Origin of the sequence: Pedobacter caeni, from assembly GCF_900129215.1 — a bacterium.
GTDB classification, from domain to species: Bacteria; Bacteroidota; Bacteroidia; order Sphingobacteriales; family Sphingobacteriaceae; genus Pedobacter; species Pedobacter caeni.
In genome coordinates this window covers 475,930-490,532 of record NZ_FQUQ01000001.1, presented here as the reverse complement: position 1 = coordinate 490,532, position 14,603 = coordinate 475,930, and the positions used below count along the sequence as shown (strand labels likewise).

Annotated in this window: 17 protein-coding genes; 12 read left to right on the top strand and 5 right to left on the bottom strand. The window is 42.3% G+C overall.

What is annotated here, in order from left to right:
- Position 1: 1 nt before the first annotated feature.
- From BUC20_RS01990 to BUC20_RS01980, 3 genes are read left to right on the top strand one after another with little or no spacing between them, the layout of a single operon-like run.
- On the top strand, positions 2-469 hold the full coding sequence (locus BUC20_RS01990) for a molybdenum cofactor biosynthesis protein MoaE (protein ID WP_073226746.1): 468 nt from the start codon (positions 2-4) through the stop codon (positions 467-469).
- The gene (locus tag BUC20_RS01985; protein WP_073226743.1) at positions 466-1,041 is read left to right on the top strand and encodes a molybdenum cofactor guanylyltransferase; all 576 of its coding nucleotides are present in this window, start codon (positions 466-468) and stop codon (positions 1,039-1,041) included. The genes BUC20_RS01990 and BUC20_RS01985 overlap by 4 nt, the downstream gene beginning before the upstream one ends.
- A complete protein-coding gene (locus BUC20_RS01980) occupies positions 1,038-1,454 on the top strand; it encodes a hypothetical protein (RefSeq protein ID WP_073226740.1) in 417 nt (138 codons plus the stop codon). Before BUC20_RS01985 ends, BUC20_RS01980 begins: the two co-directional genes overlap by 4 nt.
- Here the strand turns inward: BUC20_RS01980 and BUC20_RS01975 are convergent.
- The gene (locus BUC20_RS01975) at positions 1,451-2,146 is read right to left on the bottom strand and encodes a Crp/Fnr family transcriptional regulator (protein ID WP_073226737.1); all 696 of its coding nucleotides are present in this window, start codon (positions 2,144-2,146) and stop codon (positions 1,451-1,453) included. The two genes, BUC20_RS01980 and BUC20_RS01975, sit on opposite strands and share 4 nt — an antisense overlap.
- A 170-nt stretch (positions 2,147-2,316) precedes the next feature.
- On the opposite strand from BUC20_RS01975, the gene BUC20_RS01970 reads away from it, so the two are divergent.
- Positions 2,317-4,092 (top strand): hypothetical protein, encoded by a 1,776-nt coding sequence (locus BUC20_RS01970; protein ID WP_073226734.1) that lies wholly within the window; start codon positions 2,317-2,319, stop codon positions 4,090-4,092.
- Positions 4,093-4,198: 106 nt separating this feature from the next.
- Here BUC20_RS01970 and BUC20_RS01965 read toward each other — a convergent pair whose 3' ends face one another.
- Both BUC20_RS01965 and BUC20_RS01960 read right to left on the bottom strand, forming a co-directional pair.
- Positions 4,199-5,323, bottom strand: coding sequence for an agmatine deiminase family protein (locus BUC20_RS01965; RefSeq protein WP_234994426.1), 1,125 nt, complete (start codon positions 5,321-5,323; stop codon positions 4,199-4,201).
- Between the two features lie 126 nt (positions 5,324-5,449).
- Positions 5,450-6,286: an AraC family transcriptional regulator gene (locus tag BUC20_RS01960; protein WP_073229371.1), complete on the bottom strand. Its 837-nt coding sequence runs from the start codon at positions 6,284-6,286 to the stop codon at positions 5,450-5,452.
- Positions 6,287-6,458: 172 nt separating this feature from the next.
- On the opposite strand from BUC20_RS01960, the gene BUC20_RS33855 reads away from it, so the two are divergent.
- A complete protein-coding gene (locus BUC20_RS33855) occupies positions 6,459-6,632 on the top strand; it encodes a hypothetical protein (protein WP_159441036.1) in 174 nt (57 codons plus the stop codon).
- Here the strand turns inward: BUC20_RS33855 and BUC20_RS01955 are convergent.
- A complete protein-coding gene (locus BUC20_RS01955; RefSeq protein ID WP_073226729.1) occupies positions 6,629-7,369 on the bottom strand; it encodes an SDR family oxidoreductase in 741 nt (246 codons plus the stop codon). The two genes, BUC20_RS33855 and BUC20_RS01955, sit on opposite strands and share 4 nt — an antisense overlap.
- 79 nt (positions 7,370-7,448) lie before the next feature.
- Between BUC20_RS01955 and BUC20_RS01950 the strand changes: the two genes are divergently transcribed.
- The 7 genes from BUC20_RS01950 to BUC20_RS01920 all read left to right on the top strand — a co-directional run bounded on the left by BUC20_RS01950 (position 7,449) and on the right by BUC20_RS01920 (position 13,661).
- Positions 7,449-7,826, top strand: a complete 378-nt coding sequence (locus BUC20_RS01950; protein ID WP_073226726.1) for a winged helix-turn-helix transcriptional regulator — start codon at positions 7,449-7,451, stop codon at positions 7,824-7,826.
- 148 nt (positions 7,827-7,974) lie between these two features.
- Positions 7,975-9,030: an alpha/beta hydrolase gene (locus BUC20_RS01945; protein WP_073229368.1), complete on the top strand. Its 1,056-nt coding sequence runs from the start codon at positions 7,975-7,977 to the stop codon at positions 9,028-9,030.
- A 30-nt stretch (positions 9,031-9,060) separates the two neighbouring features.
- Positions 9,061-9,513 (top strand): organic hydroperoxide resistance protein, encoded by a 453-nt coding sequence (locus BUC20_RS01940; protein WP_073226723.1) that lies wholly within the window; start codon positions 9,061-9,063, stop codon positions 9,511-9,513.
- Positions 9,514-9,646: 133 nt separating this feature from the next.
- On the top strand, positions 9,647-10,666 hold the full coding sequence (locus BUC20_RS01935) for a sensor histidine kinase (RefSeq protein WP_073226720.1): 1,020 nt from the start codon (positions 9,647-9,649) through the stop codon (positions 10,664-10,666).
- Entirely contained in the window at positions 10,647-11,408 is a 762-nt protein-coding gene (locus tag BUC20_RS01930) for a LytR/AlgR family response regulator transcription factor (RefSeq protein ID WP_073226717.1), read from the top strand. Before BUC20_RS01935 ends, BUC20_RS01930 begins: the two co-directional genes overlap by 20 nt.
- Positions 11,409-11,527: 119 nt before the next feature.
- Positions 11,528-12,301 (top strand): DUF1223 domain-containing protein, encoded by a 774-nt coding sequence (locus BUC20_RS01925; RefSeq protein ID WP_073226715.1) that lies wholly within the window; start codon positions 11,528-11,530, stop codon positions 12,299-12,301.
- Positions 12,302-12,425: 124 nt separating this feature from the next.
- Positions 12,426-13,661, top strand: coding sequence for an exo-beta-N-acetylmuramidase NamZ family protein (locus BUC20_RS01920; protein ID WP_073226712.1), 1,236 nt, complete (start codon positions 12,426-12,428; stop codon positions 13,659-13,661).
- Here BUC20_RS01920 and BUC20_RS01915 read toward each other — a convergent pair whose 3' ends face one another.
- Positions 13,662-14,360, bottom strand: coding sequence for a Crp/Fnr family transcriptional regulator (locus BUC20_RS01915; protein WP_073226709.1), 699 nt, complete (start codon positions 14,358-14,360; stop codon positions 13,662-13,664).
- Between the last annotated feature and the right edge of the window lie 243 nt (positions 14,361-14,603).

Here is a 14,603-nt window from a genome sequence, read left to right as displayed (position 1 = left end):
TATGGATGTTATTACCAAAAAAGAACTCGATCTGGTTGCGCTGCTCCAACAATCACATTGCCCGACAGCTGGTGCTGTCGTTTTATTTAGCGGCGAAGTTAGAAACCACAATTCTGGAAAGCAGGTAAAATATCTGGAGTATGAAGCCCATACCAGCATGGCCACAAAAATGATTGACGAAATTCTACAATCTGCAAGAACGCGTTGGAATCTGAGTATTGCGCTGGCCCAGCACAGAATTGGAAAAGTAAAAATCACCGAATCGGCAGTAGTGGTGATTACTGCATCTGTTCACCGTGGCGAGGCTTATGCCAGCAATCGTTATGTCATCGACAGGATAAAACATGAAGTTCCGATCTGGAAATGCGAATATCTTGAAGATGGCAGCAAAGAATGGGGAGGAAACTGCAATTGCCATAAGGAAACCGGAGATGTCAATAAGCATGTATATGAATTTGAAGTCTTATGATCAGGGCGGTCGTATTATGTGGTGGCGAAAGTAAGCGGATGGGAAGCGATAAAGGTTTGCTTTGGCATGCGTCTGGCAATTGGGTAACACTTGCAAGCAGCAAATTTGAAAAATTAAACATTCCGGTTTCAATTTCCATTAACCCTGCTCAACTACAAACTTACCGTGATTTCTTTTCTTCAGAACAACTGATCATAGATCAGACCAATGCAAAAGGACCATTACAAGGGTTACTAAGCACACACCTTAAGCACCCTGAAGACGACCTTCTGCTCCTGGCCTGCGACATGACTGAAATGGATTCAGAAACATTAAAATTTCTGCTGGATAGCACCTTAGCAGCCCCGGGCTTTGACTATTACGTCTATGTGCTTAAAGATTTTATTGAGCCCTTATGTGCCATTTATTCCTCTATCTCCTTAAAAAAACTACAGCAAAGTCTGGAACAAGGTAGTTTAACTGTCTTTTCTCTCCATAAAATCATTAAAAAGGGCAATTATAAAACAGTTCCCATTCACAAGCCCGAATCTTTTAATAACCACAATACAACCACCATTAAACTCCCCGTATGATAAATCTTCACAAAAAATCAGCGTGTCTGCTCTTTATTCTTAACCTAATGACCTTCAGCGCCTGGTCACAAAGTAATGGCAATTCCGTACAAACCAAAGCTACCCTTTTTGAAGGGATAATTGTTGCAGGTTATGTAGACCATGGGGCATATATCAATTGCGTCGGCCCCGCCATCAAGTTTTCTAAGAAACCATTTTCGGTATTGTTAGGACTCTTGCCCAGCTTACGCATTAAGAAAGATCAGGTCGCTGCCGCTGCGCCGAAAAACTCCATACTGACCCCCAACCTGGGTGCAGGCATCACTGCAATTTATAAACATCTGGCCATACAGGTTCCCATGTATTATAACACAAAAACCAGCACTAAAGATGGCAAATGGAATCCTGGGATAGGCATAGGTTATAAATTTTAATGAAAGCGGGATTCGTAGGTAAGGGATCTTAATTTTTCTTCACTAACAATACTGATCTGTTTGCCCGACAAGGAGATCAGTTTTTCCTTTACCAATTCGGTGGTCATACGGAATACGGTTTCATAGGTTGCTCCCGTAAATGCGGCGAGATCCTGTTTACTCAATTCAAGGTTCAATTGACCCGCTTCATTAAGACCAAACTGGTCTTTCAATTGCAGTAAGGCCACCGCAAGCCTGCTTTTAACAGACATTAGTGCAAGATTTCGCATCTTCTTTTCTGACTCCTGCAGCTCATCTGCATAGAACAGCATTAGGTTAAAGGCAAAATCATGATTTACTTTTAAAGTAGCTATAAAAAATTCCAGATCGATAAAGCAGAGGGAGGTTTCTTCAAGAGCAGTTGCCGAAATTGGATATACAGAACTTTTGGTCCCAAGACCACGATGGCCAAAGATTTTACCATTATTGGCAAAACGGACAATCAATTCCTTATCGCCCCAGTGTTTATGCACTTTAACATTTCCATTCTGAACAAAGTACACCCCCGTTACCGGATCTCCCTCCTTAATGATTTGCTCTCCCTTCTTTGCGGTGAAATTCCTGCGGTAATGGTCTATTGCAGATTTCCATTCCTTAAGTACCATTCTGCACATCAGGCAGGTTTCAAAATCACAACATTTACCTTTCTTCATAATTTATACAACACATGTTAAGTATCAGTTTCTAATATCCTAAAAGTTTTTGATTAGCCCATTCGGCATCTTATTTTATTATAGATTCCTTCGCTGCCAGGGGTAACAATTTCGGAAGATGACTGATATATAAGAAACAAAACATCCTTTGACCCTTAACATTTAAAACCATGAAAAAATTTATACCATTATTCGTCATTACTTTATTCATTTTATCCTTCACAAATTGTAAAAAATCCGGGGAACCCGGCCCCGGTGAAGGCCCGGGCCCGGGCTCTGAAAATTTCGCTCAGCATTTTGGCAACCTTACAAACAAAAACTTTACAGGCCAGATTGTCGATGTAGCTCAAAACGGCCTTTCAGGAGTAACCATCAAAATCGGCAGCTCCAGCACGCAAACGGATGCAAATGGCATTTTTGTTCTGAAAAATGTGAGTGTTTATGAAAAGTTCGCCTATATCACCGCAACCAAAACAGGCTATCTGAATGGTTCCAGGGCAGCGGTACCAACGGCAGGAACAAACCATATCAAAATTATGCTTTTGCCTGGCAGCGTAACCTCTACCGTAAATACAGGGACAACAAGTAACGTTAGTTTGTCAAATGGTACAAAAGTAACCTTTGATGGCAGTTTTAAAACAGAAACAGGCAGTGCCTATTCTGGTATTGTAAATGTGATGGTAAATCATCTTGATCCCGCAGATGCAAATATTGGAGATAAAATGCCTGGAATGTTATTTGCTCAGGCCAGTAATGGAGATCCTAAATTACTGGAAACCTTTGGAATGGTGAATGTGGAACTCAGAGGAAGCGCTGGTGAAAAATTGCAATTGTCAACTACTGCACAGGTAGAATTTCCCATTACAGCCACCCAACAAACCACTGCACCAGCCACTATCCCACTTTGGCATTTCGATGAAAGTCTGGGCTACTGGAAAGAAGAAGGTGTGGCTACAAGATCCGGGAATAAGTATACAGGAAGTGTAAAACATTTCTCCTGGTGGAATGTAGATCTTCCATTACAGAGTGTATTGTTGAAATTCAAAATAACAGATGCCGCCGGCAATCCATTGCCAAATATCAGAACGACACTGTCTGATTCTTATCCTGCAAACACGAATAGCAATGGCGAAGTGAGTGGTCTTGTACCCCGAAATACTGCTTTAGTCTTAAAAACCTATGCCACAAGCAGCTGCGCTACTTTGTTGAGCACACAGAGTATTGGTCCCTTTACCACAGATACCACCTTGCCAGATGTGGTAGTTACACCCGGCTCATCAGCGACGCAGATCAGGACGATCAACGGCACATTAAAAAAATGCGACAACAGCAATGTAACAAACGGTTATGTTGCATTAAGCTACGATTTTAAAACCTATATCGCTATGGTTACCAATGGCAATTTTAGCCTTAACATCATCACCTGTGCCTCTTCAAATTCCTTTACCATCAGAGGAGAAGACCTGGATAGCCATCAAAATTCCGGTACTACCTCTGCCGGCTTAAATACACCAGTCGTAAACATTGGAATTCTAAATACCTGCATAGCGACACCTGAATCCATCATCTATACCATAGACGGTGCTGCTCCTATTCAGATCACTTCAAATATTACTGCGAGTATTTCAGGTAATGCCCTTAATATTTCCGGAGGGACATTAAACCCACTATCTATTATTGGTAACAATGTTGCTCCAGGTACCTATACCACACCATCCGGTTTCCAGATATCCGGTACGGGCTTAAGTCCGGCTGGAATCAGTGGTGCCCCTACTTATTCTAATTTTGCCATCACCTATAGCTTATTAAAAGTTGGAGCAACAGGTCAGTTTATAGATATTCTTTTCAACGGAACCTATAACGAAATGGTAATGACCGGTATGGGACAGGGATTTAATGCCACCCGCTCAATTTCTGGTACAGCCCATGTATTAAGAGATAATTAGTTGGGTAGGGTTTACTAAAAACCCGAAGGATTCTCCAAAAAAACAGCCTGTTTCCAGTTGTTTTCCGGAAACAGGCTATTGGTATAAATATGATTAAGGTCAATGATTACTTCGGTTGCTGTTGTGTGACACAGTGAACCATACCACCATTAGCGAATAAGTTACGGCAATCAATACCGATCACCTTTCTCCCAGGATACAGCTTTTGAATGATGTTATTGGCAACAGCATCATTCGGATCGTTATAGTTAGGAACAAGTACCACATTATTTCCAATATAATAGTTAACATAAGACCCCTTCCCTACATTTTTACCGTACTTCGTTACCACTTCATTTTTGGTCAAAGGAACCTCTACAAATTTATAGGCAGCAGCATTTTTATTTGTTGCATTATACAGCGTAGTGATGTCCTTATCAGGTACCTGCCAATAGGCAAGGTCATCTCCGGACATAGTAACAATGGTCGAATTATTCGCAAATCTTGCAAAACCATCAATATGCATATCTGTGATATCCAGACCAGCTTTTCCCTCCAGCCAGATGAATTTAGTAACACCCAGGTATTTTGTAAATATGGCTTCCGCCTGCTCCTGTGTCATCCCAGGATTTCTATTTCCGTTTAATATTGAGCTTTTGCAGGCCATTAAAACTCCGTTTCCGTCAATTTCAACGCTTCCTCCTTCATTGATCATCACTTTATTAAGGTCCATTCTCTGCGTATTCTTATCCAGCGCTATTTTCGAAGGTATCTGATCACAACTTTCAAAGCCTGCTTTTCTACCCCAGCCATTAAATCCCCAATCCTGGATCAAAAGTTTCCCGTTTTTATCCTTAACATAGATAGGGCCATTGTCGCGTACCCATACATCATCTGTTGGGCTGATTACAAAATCCACATTTGCCATAGGAACCTGGAAACTGCTCAACAGCTCAGTTACCCTTGTCTTTTCGGTTTGATCGTAGACTACGAGGTGCACCTTTTCTCCCTGTACCAGTGCTTTGGTCATCGCCACCCAGGTTTCATCCAGGCGATTACGGTAGGTTTTACCATATTGATATTCGTGTGGCCATTGAAGCCAGGTACCCTCATGGGGAGCAGATTCCTCAGGCATGGTGTACAATATGGTAGAATCAGTGGGAGTACCAGGTCCGATATCTGTACCATTCTCTGCACCTTCTTTGGCACAGGATAAAAATAGGGTTGTTAAAATCATTAATGTGATTGCCATTTTGTTCATGATTGATATTGTCTAATTTTGATACTGCAAAACTACCGGGATCAGAAGCCGGATTGTTGTCCAAAATTGACAATCTGTTTTTCCGGGTAAAGTCTTTTCAGGATCAGACAATTCAGGTCAATTCAATGGCAGCAATATATAGGTAAGTTGTTCCTCTACTGAGGTAGTATTACCAGGGTGTTTGATGTATTTTTCGATCACCGGAGAAGGCCCGAATTCTAATCCGGCCCCTAAAATCCAACCTGAATAAATCTTTGTATAAGTATCTTCAATGGTTTCGTATCCTCCAAGATGCGTAAACTGCGCATATTTCCCTCCCCCTATTATTTTCGAAGGCAGACGGGTGTTTCTTGCCTGCATCGAAGAACAGGTATCGTATCTGCAGTTGAGGTTTTCACGGATTAAAGGTTCATCGGCAATAATGCCATAAAACTCATTTCCACGTTCCGGAAATTCGTTTTTCATAAATTCACCCCATAAGGCTTCCACTGCTTCGTCTATATAATTGATAAATGCTGTCCCATAATAAACCGTTACCGGTGGCAGGTAGACCATTTCAGGTTTAATTAATTCTGCTGCTTCTACCGGGAAAATTTCTGATTTAGCCAGTAAAGGATTCTTCTGGAATTTAGCTTCTTTAGGGGCGATGCCAAAGTGTTGTTTAAAAGCTTTCGAAAATGAAGCCAGGTTGGCAAAACCTACTTTCAGGGCAATAGAAGAAATATTGTCGCTGGTATACAGCATCATCTTATAGGCATTTTCTACCCTCAGCCGTTTCTGATAAGCACCCACCGTCTCTCCGCAGGTGTATTTAAATATCCGCTGAATATTTCTGTAGGAATAATGAGAGACCTCCTCCAGCTCTTCAATTGAAATCACCTGATCGTAGTTTTTTTCGATAAGGCTAATGGTATTGTAAACACAATTCAGGTTTGCAGAGGCCTCGTTTTTCATTTTTATGCCATTCATGGATGAATAGAATTTCCGATCAAAATATGTGCCTGCTTTCCTGAAAACGTTTGAAGGTCGGATTTGTCCGGTCCAGCCTTAAAAACATTGAACCTGCCAGCTGTTGCAACTAATTTTATATCAGGCACAAAAAAGTGCTGGTATAAAAATTAAGAAGATGAAAAATCTACAAACTGTAATCAGAAGACAATTGCTGGCCATCCTGATGTTTTTTACCTCTGCATTTTCCATTGCAATTTCCAGGTTCGAGCGGGATCCGCAAAGTTGCGGAATGATCAGTATGGCCCTCAGAAAAAAGAAAAAGCCTGATGATGGAGGAAGAGCCTGTTAAAGGCTCATTCCCCCATCCATCAGAAATTCTGCACCTGTGATAAAAGAAGCACCTTCTGCAGACAGGTGAACCACCATTTTTCCAACGTCAGCAGCTTTCCCCATTTGTTGTAAAGGAACCCTTCCGATGATCCAGTCCTTCAGGCCGCTAAGCTCCGCTTCCGTAAATCCTTGCTTTTTCAGGATTTCTGTTTCTATCGGACCTGGACTTATTGCATTTACCCTGATCCGGCGTGGTGCCAGTTCCACCGCAGCAATCTTCATCACTGAGTTCAGCGCTGCTTTTGTAGAAGAATAAATGGAGGAGTTTGCGGCGCTCATGCTGGCCGTATTTGAAGACAAAAACACGACTGAAGCACCATCTTTCAGGATGGGAATAAAACGACTGAGCGTAAAATAAGCACCTTTGAAATTGACCCCGATTACCTGATCGAAGGTTTCTTCGGTTGCTTCCTCTATCCCCGCACCTCCCAACACTCCGGCGTTGATGAACAGAATGTCCACCTTTCCAAATTTTTCCTTTACCGTAGCCACCAATTGCTCAATGTCTGTCAGACTTGCCTGATCTGCTACAAGACCGGTAACCCCAAGTTCCTCTGCTGCTGCTTCAATAGCGGTTCTACGTCTTCCGGTAATGATCACCTTCGCTCCCTGTGCCTTCAATTCTATCGCTGTTGCATAACCGATGCCACTGTTACCCCCGGTAACCACAGCCACTTTGTTTTTTAGAGTTTCCATTATAGATTTATTTTTTTCTGTTTGCAAAGCTATAAGCGAATTGGTATAACTTTGTAACCAGTATAACCGATGATACCAAATGGAAGATAAAAAACGACTCAAAATGATCAGGGAAGTACTTTCTGATCCGCGCAACCAGCAGGAAGAGGTACAAGCCCTGCAGGATACGATCTATGTACTCGGGGGAAAATGGAAGTTACCCATCATTAACTCTCTTTGTAATGGCAACACCAGGTTCAGGGAAATTGAACGCAGCATCCCCGGTATTACCACCAGAATGCTTTCCCGTGAATTAAAAGATATGGAAGCCAATCAGCTGATCAAAAGAACAGTGGATCCGGATATCCCCTCAATGATCGCCTACTCACCTACCGATTATTGTCGTTCATTTGGGGATATTATCCTTGAAATGATCAAATGGGGTAAGGCCCACAGGGAGCTGATCAAAAGCCTTTGATTGTTTAGCACCGGATATGTCCGGTTGAAAGCTGAAGCTGTCTGCTTCAACCCGATATTGATTCCTGTCGTGTATCCTGAAGTATAATTTTGTCTTGTCAGATGATGATAATATCTGTGTAAACTCAACGATACTAAAAGGAAATACTATGGAACATCACCCAAACTTAGGTCGCCGTCGCTTTTTGAGCATTGCGTCCATCACGATTGCAGCTGCAGGGCTTGGCAATGCCGGCATTTTAAAAGCAGCAACTAAAGAAAGTCAATTTCCACTGACCAAGGTCGGACATCAGATTCCCGCCGCTTTTGAGCACACCAAACAGGTGAAGGCAGGGTTGCTGGATGTGGGATATGCAGAACTCGGGCCTCAGAATGGCCGTACCGTTATTCTTCTTCATGGCTGGCCATATGATATTCATAGTTTTGCCAAATCTGCAGCAATACTGGCAACAAAAGGCTTTAGAGTGATCATACCACACCTGCGCGGCCATGGCAGTACCATGTTCCTTTCTTCTGACACCCCCCGAAATGCCCAGCAGTCGGCCTTAGCGCTGGATGTCATTGCATTGATGGATGCGTTGAAAATCGGTAAAGCCATCATTGGGGGTTTTGACTGGGGTGCCCGCACGGCAGGGATCGTGGCGGCATTATGGCCGGAGCGTTGTGAAGCACTTGTATCAGTAAGCGGATACCTCATCGGTAGTCAAAAGGCCAACGAGATGCCACTGTCGCCTAATGCAGAACAAGCCTGGTGGTACCAGTTTTATTTTGCTACCGAGCGTGGCCGTCTCGGCTATGAAGCGAACCGTCATGATTTCGCAAAGCTCATCTGGCAGACCGCTTCGCCCAAATGGCAATTTGAAGACGCTGAATTTGAGCGTTCGGCTGTGTCGCTCAACCATCCCGACCATGTAGCGATAGTCATTCACAACTACCGCTGGCGACTTGGCCTTGCCCATGGAGAACCGCAATACGATGCACTGGAAAAACAACTGACCACTGCCCCTTTCATTACAGTTCCCACAATTACAATGGAAGGTGATGCCAATGCCGCTCCACATCCGGAACCTTCGGCTTACTCTTCAAAATTCAAAGGTCGTTACAGCCACCGTACCATTAGCGGAGGTATCGGACATAACCTTCCGCAGGAAGCCCCTCAGGCATTTGCCGATGCCATCATTGAGGTTTCAAACTGGATAAAATAATCAAATCAATTATCATAAATCTTAAATACAATGGAGAATCAAACCGTAATCACTGCAGTTGGTACTGCAGCAATCAGTAAAGTTTTATACACCGGAAAAGTATGGGTTACCGGAGGTCGTGAAGGTGCAGCAAAAAGCACAGACGGCCGATTGGAAATCAGCCTTTCCAGTCCCGGGACTACAGGTAAGGGTACCAATCCGGAGCAGTTGTTTGCAGCAGGATGGTCCGCTTGTTTTATCGGGGCAATGCAGCATAATGCTTCCAGGTTACAAATACCACTCCCTGCAGAAACATCAGTAAATGCAGAGGTAGATCTGGCAAGTGGAGAAGACGGTTTTTCACTTCAGGCAAGATTACAGGTTCATCTTCCCGGACTGAGTGCTGAACAGGCCAGAACCGTAGTTGAAGCCGCTCATCAGACCTGCCCCTATTCAAAAGCCACACATGGCAATATCGGTGTCGAAATCAGTATCAGCATCTGATGATCTTTCTGGCCGACAACAAAGAGAAGGCTGCACATCGCCGGCTTCTCTTTGTTTCAATCACAATATTTATCAATACATTAGATCACCATTATTTTTAATAAAAAAAATTGGAATAAACTACCCTTTATTGATGAAGAAAACAGGCTTTAGAATCTCCCATACCATTATATGGACCAGTTCAATCGTTTTGGGATTATTGTCTTCCGTACCACAACTGGCTTCCCATCAGTTTAATGCTTTAGAAGCCATTGTTAATGCAGGTCTTACTGCAGCTTTTGCAGTGATGATGTGGTATTTCAACATTTATATGCTATCACGAAAAAGCGATAAAGCCCGCAAGCAAAGTATCTCCTATAAAAAGCTCCTGAACTCTTTACTTGTTGGATTGGTCATTATGTTAGGACTTGCCTATATCCAACAGCTCATCCTCTCCCATATTGATTTCGGACCGGTCATGCTCATGGTAGAAGTTCGGGGCATACTGATCAACCTTGTCTTTTATATGTTCCTGAACCTGCTTCAGCAGAATTACGAGAACCAACATGTAAGTATGGAACTGGAGCGCACCAGGAATGATAACCTGGGTGCCCAATATGAATTGCTAAAGCAACAGGTAAATCCTCATTTTCTATTCAACAGCCTCAATACCCTGAAAGCAATGGTAGAAACCGAGGACCGGCAATCTGTAGACTTCATTCTGAAACTTTCCAATTTCTACCGCTTTACACTGGAAAGCCGCAAACTGGACCTGATCCATCTAAAGGAAGAAATGGAAATTCTGGATGCTTATCTCTTTTTACAAAAGGCAAGGTTTGATGAAGGCTTTATTTTTAGCAGTACGCTGGATGATGAGGTTTTAGGTACACTTATTCCACCGTTCACTTTACAGCTCCTGGTGGAGAATTGCCTCAAACACAACATTGTTTCCCTGCAAAGGCCCCTGAAAATCAATCTTTACCAGGAAGGAGAAAAGATTGTGGTCGAAAACCCAATACAGCTGAAAACCGGCGAAGCGGGTTCACTCGGCGTAGGCCTGAAAAACATAGAACTCAGGTACAGCCATTTACTGGACAAAAAGGTAGAGATCCTGAACGACAATCACATATTCCAAATCAAACTCCCTATCATCTATGAACATCATCATCATTGAGGATGAGCTAAGAACAGCAAAATCTCTCGAAAATATCATCCGGGACATCAAACCAGAAGCCAGAATCACCGGGCCATACCAGAGCATAGAAGCTTCTGTTTCAGCGCTTTCGGAAGGAAAACACCCCGATCTGATCTTTATGGACATTCAACTGGCCGATGGCCTCAGTTTTGAGATCTTCAAATCTGTAAAAATCACCTGCCCCGTGGTGTTCTGCACCGCCTTCGATGAATATTCACTCGAAGCCTTTAAGGCTAACGGTGTAGATTATGTACTCAAACCATTCTCCAGAGAAGACATTGCGAGCTCTTTTAAAAAGGTCGATGAGCTGAAGAACTTTTTCCAGCAGAAGAGTATTCCCGATTTAGCGGAAATGCTGGTCAGTATGGTTCAACCAAAGGAAAAGACCAGCTTTCTGGTGTTCAAGCATCAAAAATACACTACCGTACAAATTGAACAGATTGCCTTTTTTTATATCCGCAACGACTCTACGTCCATCATGTGCTTCGACGGACAGGAGTTTACACTTAATCAGGCGCTGGATCAGATTGGCAACATGGTTTCACAGCAACAGTTCTTTAGGGTAAACCGCCAGTACCTGGTTAACTTCAAAGCGATCAAAGAAGTGGAACATTACTTTTTGCGCAAGCTCTATGTTAAGCTGTTGATAGAGACTCCTGATAAATTGCTCATCAATAAAGAGAAGTCAGCCCATTTTCTTTCCTGGATGGAAAACCGGTAAGGGATTTCCATCCATATTGTAGTCCAACTGAAGGTTCGAAATGTCCGGTTCAGCCATTTGGAGCTTAGTTTGCACCCCATTGAGCAATACTTTTGAATCAAATAAAAAAATCAAAAGTTATGAAAACAACACAAATTTCAATAGTAGCTGCACTGGTTGTGCTCCTGCTGTTCAGCGCTGTCCTCGCCAGCAGAAGTATCGCTTCAAAATCATCCACAGAACGCAACATTAAAGGTGATGGCTTTGCCGTTCTCGAACTGTTCACCTCCGAAGGCTGCTCAAGCTGCCCCCCTGCCGACGAGCTGTTGGCTAAAATCCAGAAAGAAGCCGGCAACAGACCAGTGTATGTGCTGACTTATCATGTCGATTACTGGGACCGTTTGGGCTGGAAGGATGCTTTCAGTAATTCCGATTATTCCAAACGCCAGTACCAATATGCAAGTAAACTAGGTGCCCAGGTCTACACGCCACAGCTGGTTGTAAATGGCAAAACGGAATTTGTAGGCTCCAATGAATCCGCAACAGATTATGCGATCAACAGCGCCTTAAAAGGTACACCTGAAGCTACGTTAAGCCTTCATGGAAAAATACAGTCGGGCAAAATGGCCTTGAATTATCAGCTTAACGGAAATAGCGACAACGCTGAACTGGTAATCGCAGTTGTACAGAAAGAGGCCATCACAAAGGTAAAACGTGGTGAAAATGAAGGACGGACATTGGCCCATGCACAGATCGTGCGGCAACTTTATTCATTTAATCTGGAGAAAGCTGAAAAAGGCGAGGTAAACATTTCAGTTTCTGAAGATTTCAACCCCAATGGCTGGGAAGTGATTGGCCTGCTTCAACATCCTAAAACAAGAGCAATCACTGCCGCAACTAAAGTTGTCTTTTAGCTGTAATTGCTGAAGCCAGAAGAAACAGTTAAACTATTAAACCAAATTCACTATTTTAGCCTTTGTGGCCTGGAGACATTCCGCATATCGGCAGTGATAATCAGGAAATTATAACCCTTCTAAAATGATAAGATTTATTTCTATACTTTTTTTTACGCTTCTGGCGATCAGCAACATTGAATGTACTGCACAAATTACGTCTTCAGCCCAACAAAGGGCAACCAATAAACAGGGAATTATTACAGGTGCCGACCAGACTGAAAAGTATTTGCCTTATCTAAAAGGAAAACGAATTGGTCTGGTTGCAAATCAGAGTTCCATTATTGGTAAGAAAAGCAGCGTAGATAGTTTAGTGAGCCTTGGGATCAAAATTGTAAAGGTGTTTGGACCAGAGCATGGCTTTAGAGGCAATGCCAGTAATGGAGCTGTGGTGGGCAATGAGGTAGATGCTAAAACCGGCATTCCAATCATCTCTTTATATGGTAAAAACGAGAAACCAACAAAAAAACAGCTGGAGGATATAGACCTTATGGTTTTTGATATTCAGGATGTAGGCTGCCGCTATTATACAAATATCAATACACTTGAGTATGTGATGGAAGCCTGTGCAGAAAACAACAAAGAACTGCTGATTCTTGACAGACCCAATCCCAACGCTTATGTAGTAGACGGGCCGGTAATGACGGATGATAGGTTTAAATCTGCTATAGGGATCCATTATACCCCCATGACACATGGCATGACTATCGGTGAATTTGCGCAATACCTTAACGGTGAAGGTTACCTGAAAGAAAAATGCAAACTAAATATTATAAAAGTGGCCAACTACAATCATGACCTGCCTTATGTATTACCAATACACCCCTCACCGAATTTAAATACACAACAAGCCGTGATGCTTTTCCCGAGCTTATGTATGTTTGAAGGAACGGCGATCAATGAAGGACGGGGAACTTATATGCCATTTACGATATTGGGAGCACCAGCTCTGAAAGACAAGTATTCATTTTCATACAAACCGGTCAGTATTCCCGGAATGAGTGAGCGTCCACGTCACAAAGACGCGGTTTGTTATGGCATTGACCTACGGAATTTTGATATCAGCGAGCTTCGGAAAAATCGCCAGATTAATCTATCATTGTTAATTGAATTGTACAAGGCCTATCCGGATAAAGCCAATTTCTTTAGTCCGGGAGGAAGAGCAAACCAGGATATATCGGCTTTTGATCTGCGTATAGGTACTGATCAATTGAGAAAACAGATCATAGCAGGAGTATCGGAAGCAGACATCAGAAAAAGCTGGGAGCCTGGATTGCAGAAATTTAAAGCTATAAGGGCAAAGTATCTCCTATATCCCTGATTATTGTTGGTTATCTTCTTTCACAATCCGGATCAGTTGCTCCTCTTGTTTGATCGCAATTGCTTTACCGTTTATTTCAATAATCCCCAGTCTTTTTAGTTCCTGATTAACCTTAAATAAGGTCTCATAGGATACACCAGCGTAGGAAGAAATATCCTGTTGCGTAATTTCAAGGCCAATCATTCCGTTTTTGTCCGCTCCAAATTTGTACATCAGCGACAGAAATGCCTGTGCAATCCTTGCTTTAACAGACATATGAGCAAGGTTTCTCATTCTCTTTTCCGACTCCTGCAATTCATCGGCAAAGAAACGCATCAGCTTATAGGTAAAGCCCGGATTAACCTTTAAAGAAGCTTCAAAAAAAGCCATGTCTACATAACAGATCACCACTGGTTCCAGTGCAGTAGCAGTGACCGGGAAAATAGGATCTTTCCCTAATCCCAGATGGCCCAACATGTCTCCTGGCTTCCCAAAACGGATGATCAGGTCTTTTTCCTTATCCCAGCGTTTATGAACCTTTACTGTTCCCTTAGAAATAAAGTACATTCCATTTACCGCATCCCCTTCTTTAAATATTTGTTCTCCTTTTTTAAATTCAAAATTTTTCCTGTGGACAGCAATTGCCGGAACCCATTCGGGAAGACAATTATGGCACAAAAAACAAACATTCAGGTCACAATCATTTTTGGTTTCTTTCATGAACAGGCTAATTCTAACAAATACAATGAATATCCGCAAATGTAATTAATCTCTTTAATAAAGCCACTTAACTCCAATAGATCAAACTGTAAAAATATTGCATAAACAATATTTAATAAGAATAAAATAACAATTACTAGATATTTACTATGTATTTAACAATATAAATAGATGTATTTTTGAATTATATTTTATAGCTTTGCTCCCATTATTGACATTTCTGGTCCGAAATGTCAGTTGATA

Coding starts and splice junctions, on each gene's coding strand:
- BUC20_RS33855 (WP_159441036.1), top strand. CDS start 6,459: ATGAAAAATCTACAAACTGTAATCAGAAGACAATTGCTGGCCATCCTG.
- BUC20_RS01990 (WP_073226746.1), top strand. CDS start 2: ATGGATGTTATTACCAAAAAAGAACTCGATCTGGTTGCGCTGCTCCAA.
- BUC20_RS01930 (WP_073226717.1), top strand. CDS start 10,647: ATGAACATCATCATCATTGAGGATGAGCTAAGAACAGCAAAATCTCTC.
- BUC20_RS01975 (WP_073226737.1), bottom strand. CDS start 2,146: ATGAAGAAAGGTAAATGTTGTGATTTTGAAACCTGCCTGATGTGCAGA.
- BUC20_RS01980 (WP_073226740.1), top strand. CDS start 1,038: ATGATAAATCTTCACAAAAAATCAGCGTGTCTGCTCTTTATTCTTAAC.
- BUC20_RS01965 (WP_234994426.1), bottom strand. CDS start 5,323: ATGGCAATCACATTAATGATTTTAACAACCCTATTTTTATCCTGTGCC.
- BUC20_RS01940 (WP_073226723.1), top strand. CDS start 9,061: ATGGAGAATCAAACCGTAATCACTGCAGTTGGTACTGCAGCAATCAGT.
- BUC20_RS01925 (WP_073226715.1), top strand. CDS start 11,528: ATGAAAACAACACAAATTTCAATAGTAGCTGCACTGGTTGTGCTCCTG.
- BUC20_RS01985 (WP_073226743.1), top strand. CDS start 466: ATGATCAGGGCGGTCGTATTATGTGGTGGCGAAAGTAAGCGGATGGGA.
- BUC20_RS01945 (WP_073229368.1), top strand. CDS start 7,975: ATGGAACATCACCCAAACTTAGGTCGCCGTCGCTTTTTGAGCATTGCG.
- BUC20_RS01955 (WP_073226729.1), bottom strand. CDS start 7,369: ATGGAAACTCTAAAAAACAAAGTGGCTGTGGTTACCGGGGGTAACAGT.
- BUC20_RS01915 (WP_073226709.1), bottom strand. CDS start 14,360: ATGAAAGAAACCAAAAATGATTGTGACCTGAATGTTTGTTTTTTGTGC.
- BUC20_RS01935 (WP_073226720.1), top strand. CDS start 9,647: ATGAAGAAAACAGGCTTTAGAATCTCCCATACCATTATATGGACCAGT.
- BUC20_RS01970 (WP_073226734.1), top strand. CDS start 2,317: ATGAAAAAATTTATACCATTATTCGTCATTACTTTATTCATTTTATCC.
- BUC20_RS01920 (WP_073226712.1), top strand. CDS start 12,426: ATGATAAGATTTATTTCTATACTTTTTTTTACGCTTCTGGCGATCAGC.
- BUC20_RS01960 (WP_073229371.1), bottom strand. CDS start 6,286: ATGAAAAACGAGGCCTCTGCAAACCTGAATTGTGTTTACAATACCATT.
- BUC20_RS01950 (WP_073226726.1), top strand. CDS start 7,449: ATGGAAGATAAAAAACGACTCAAAATGATCAGGGAAGTACTTTCTGAT.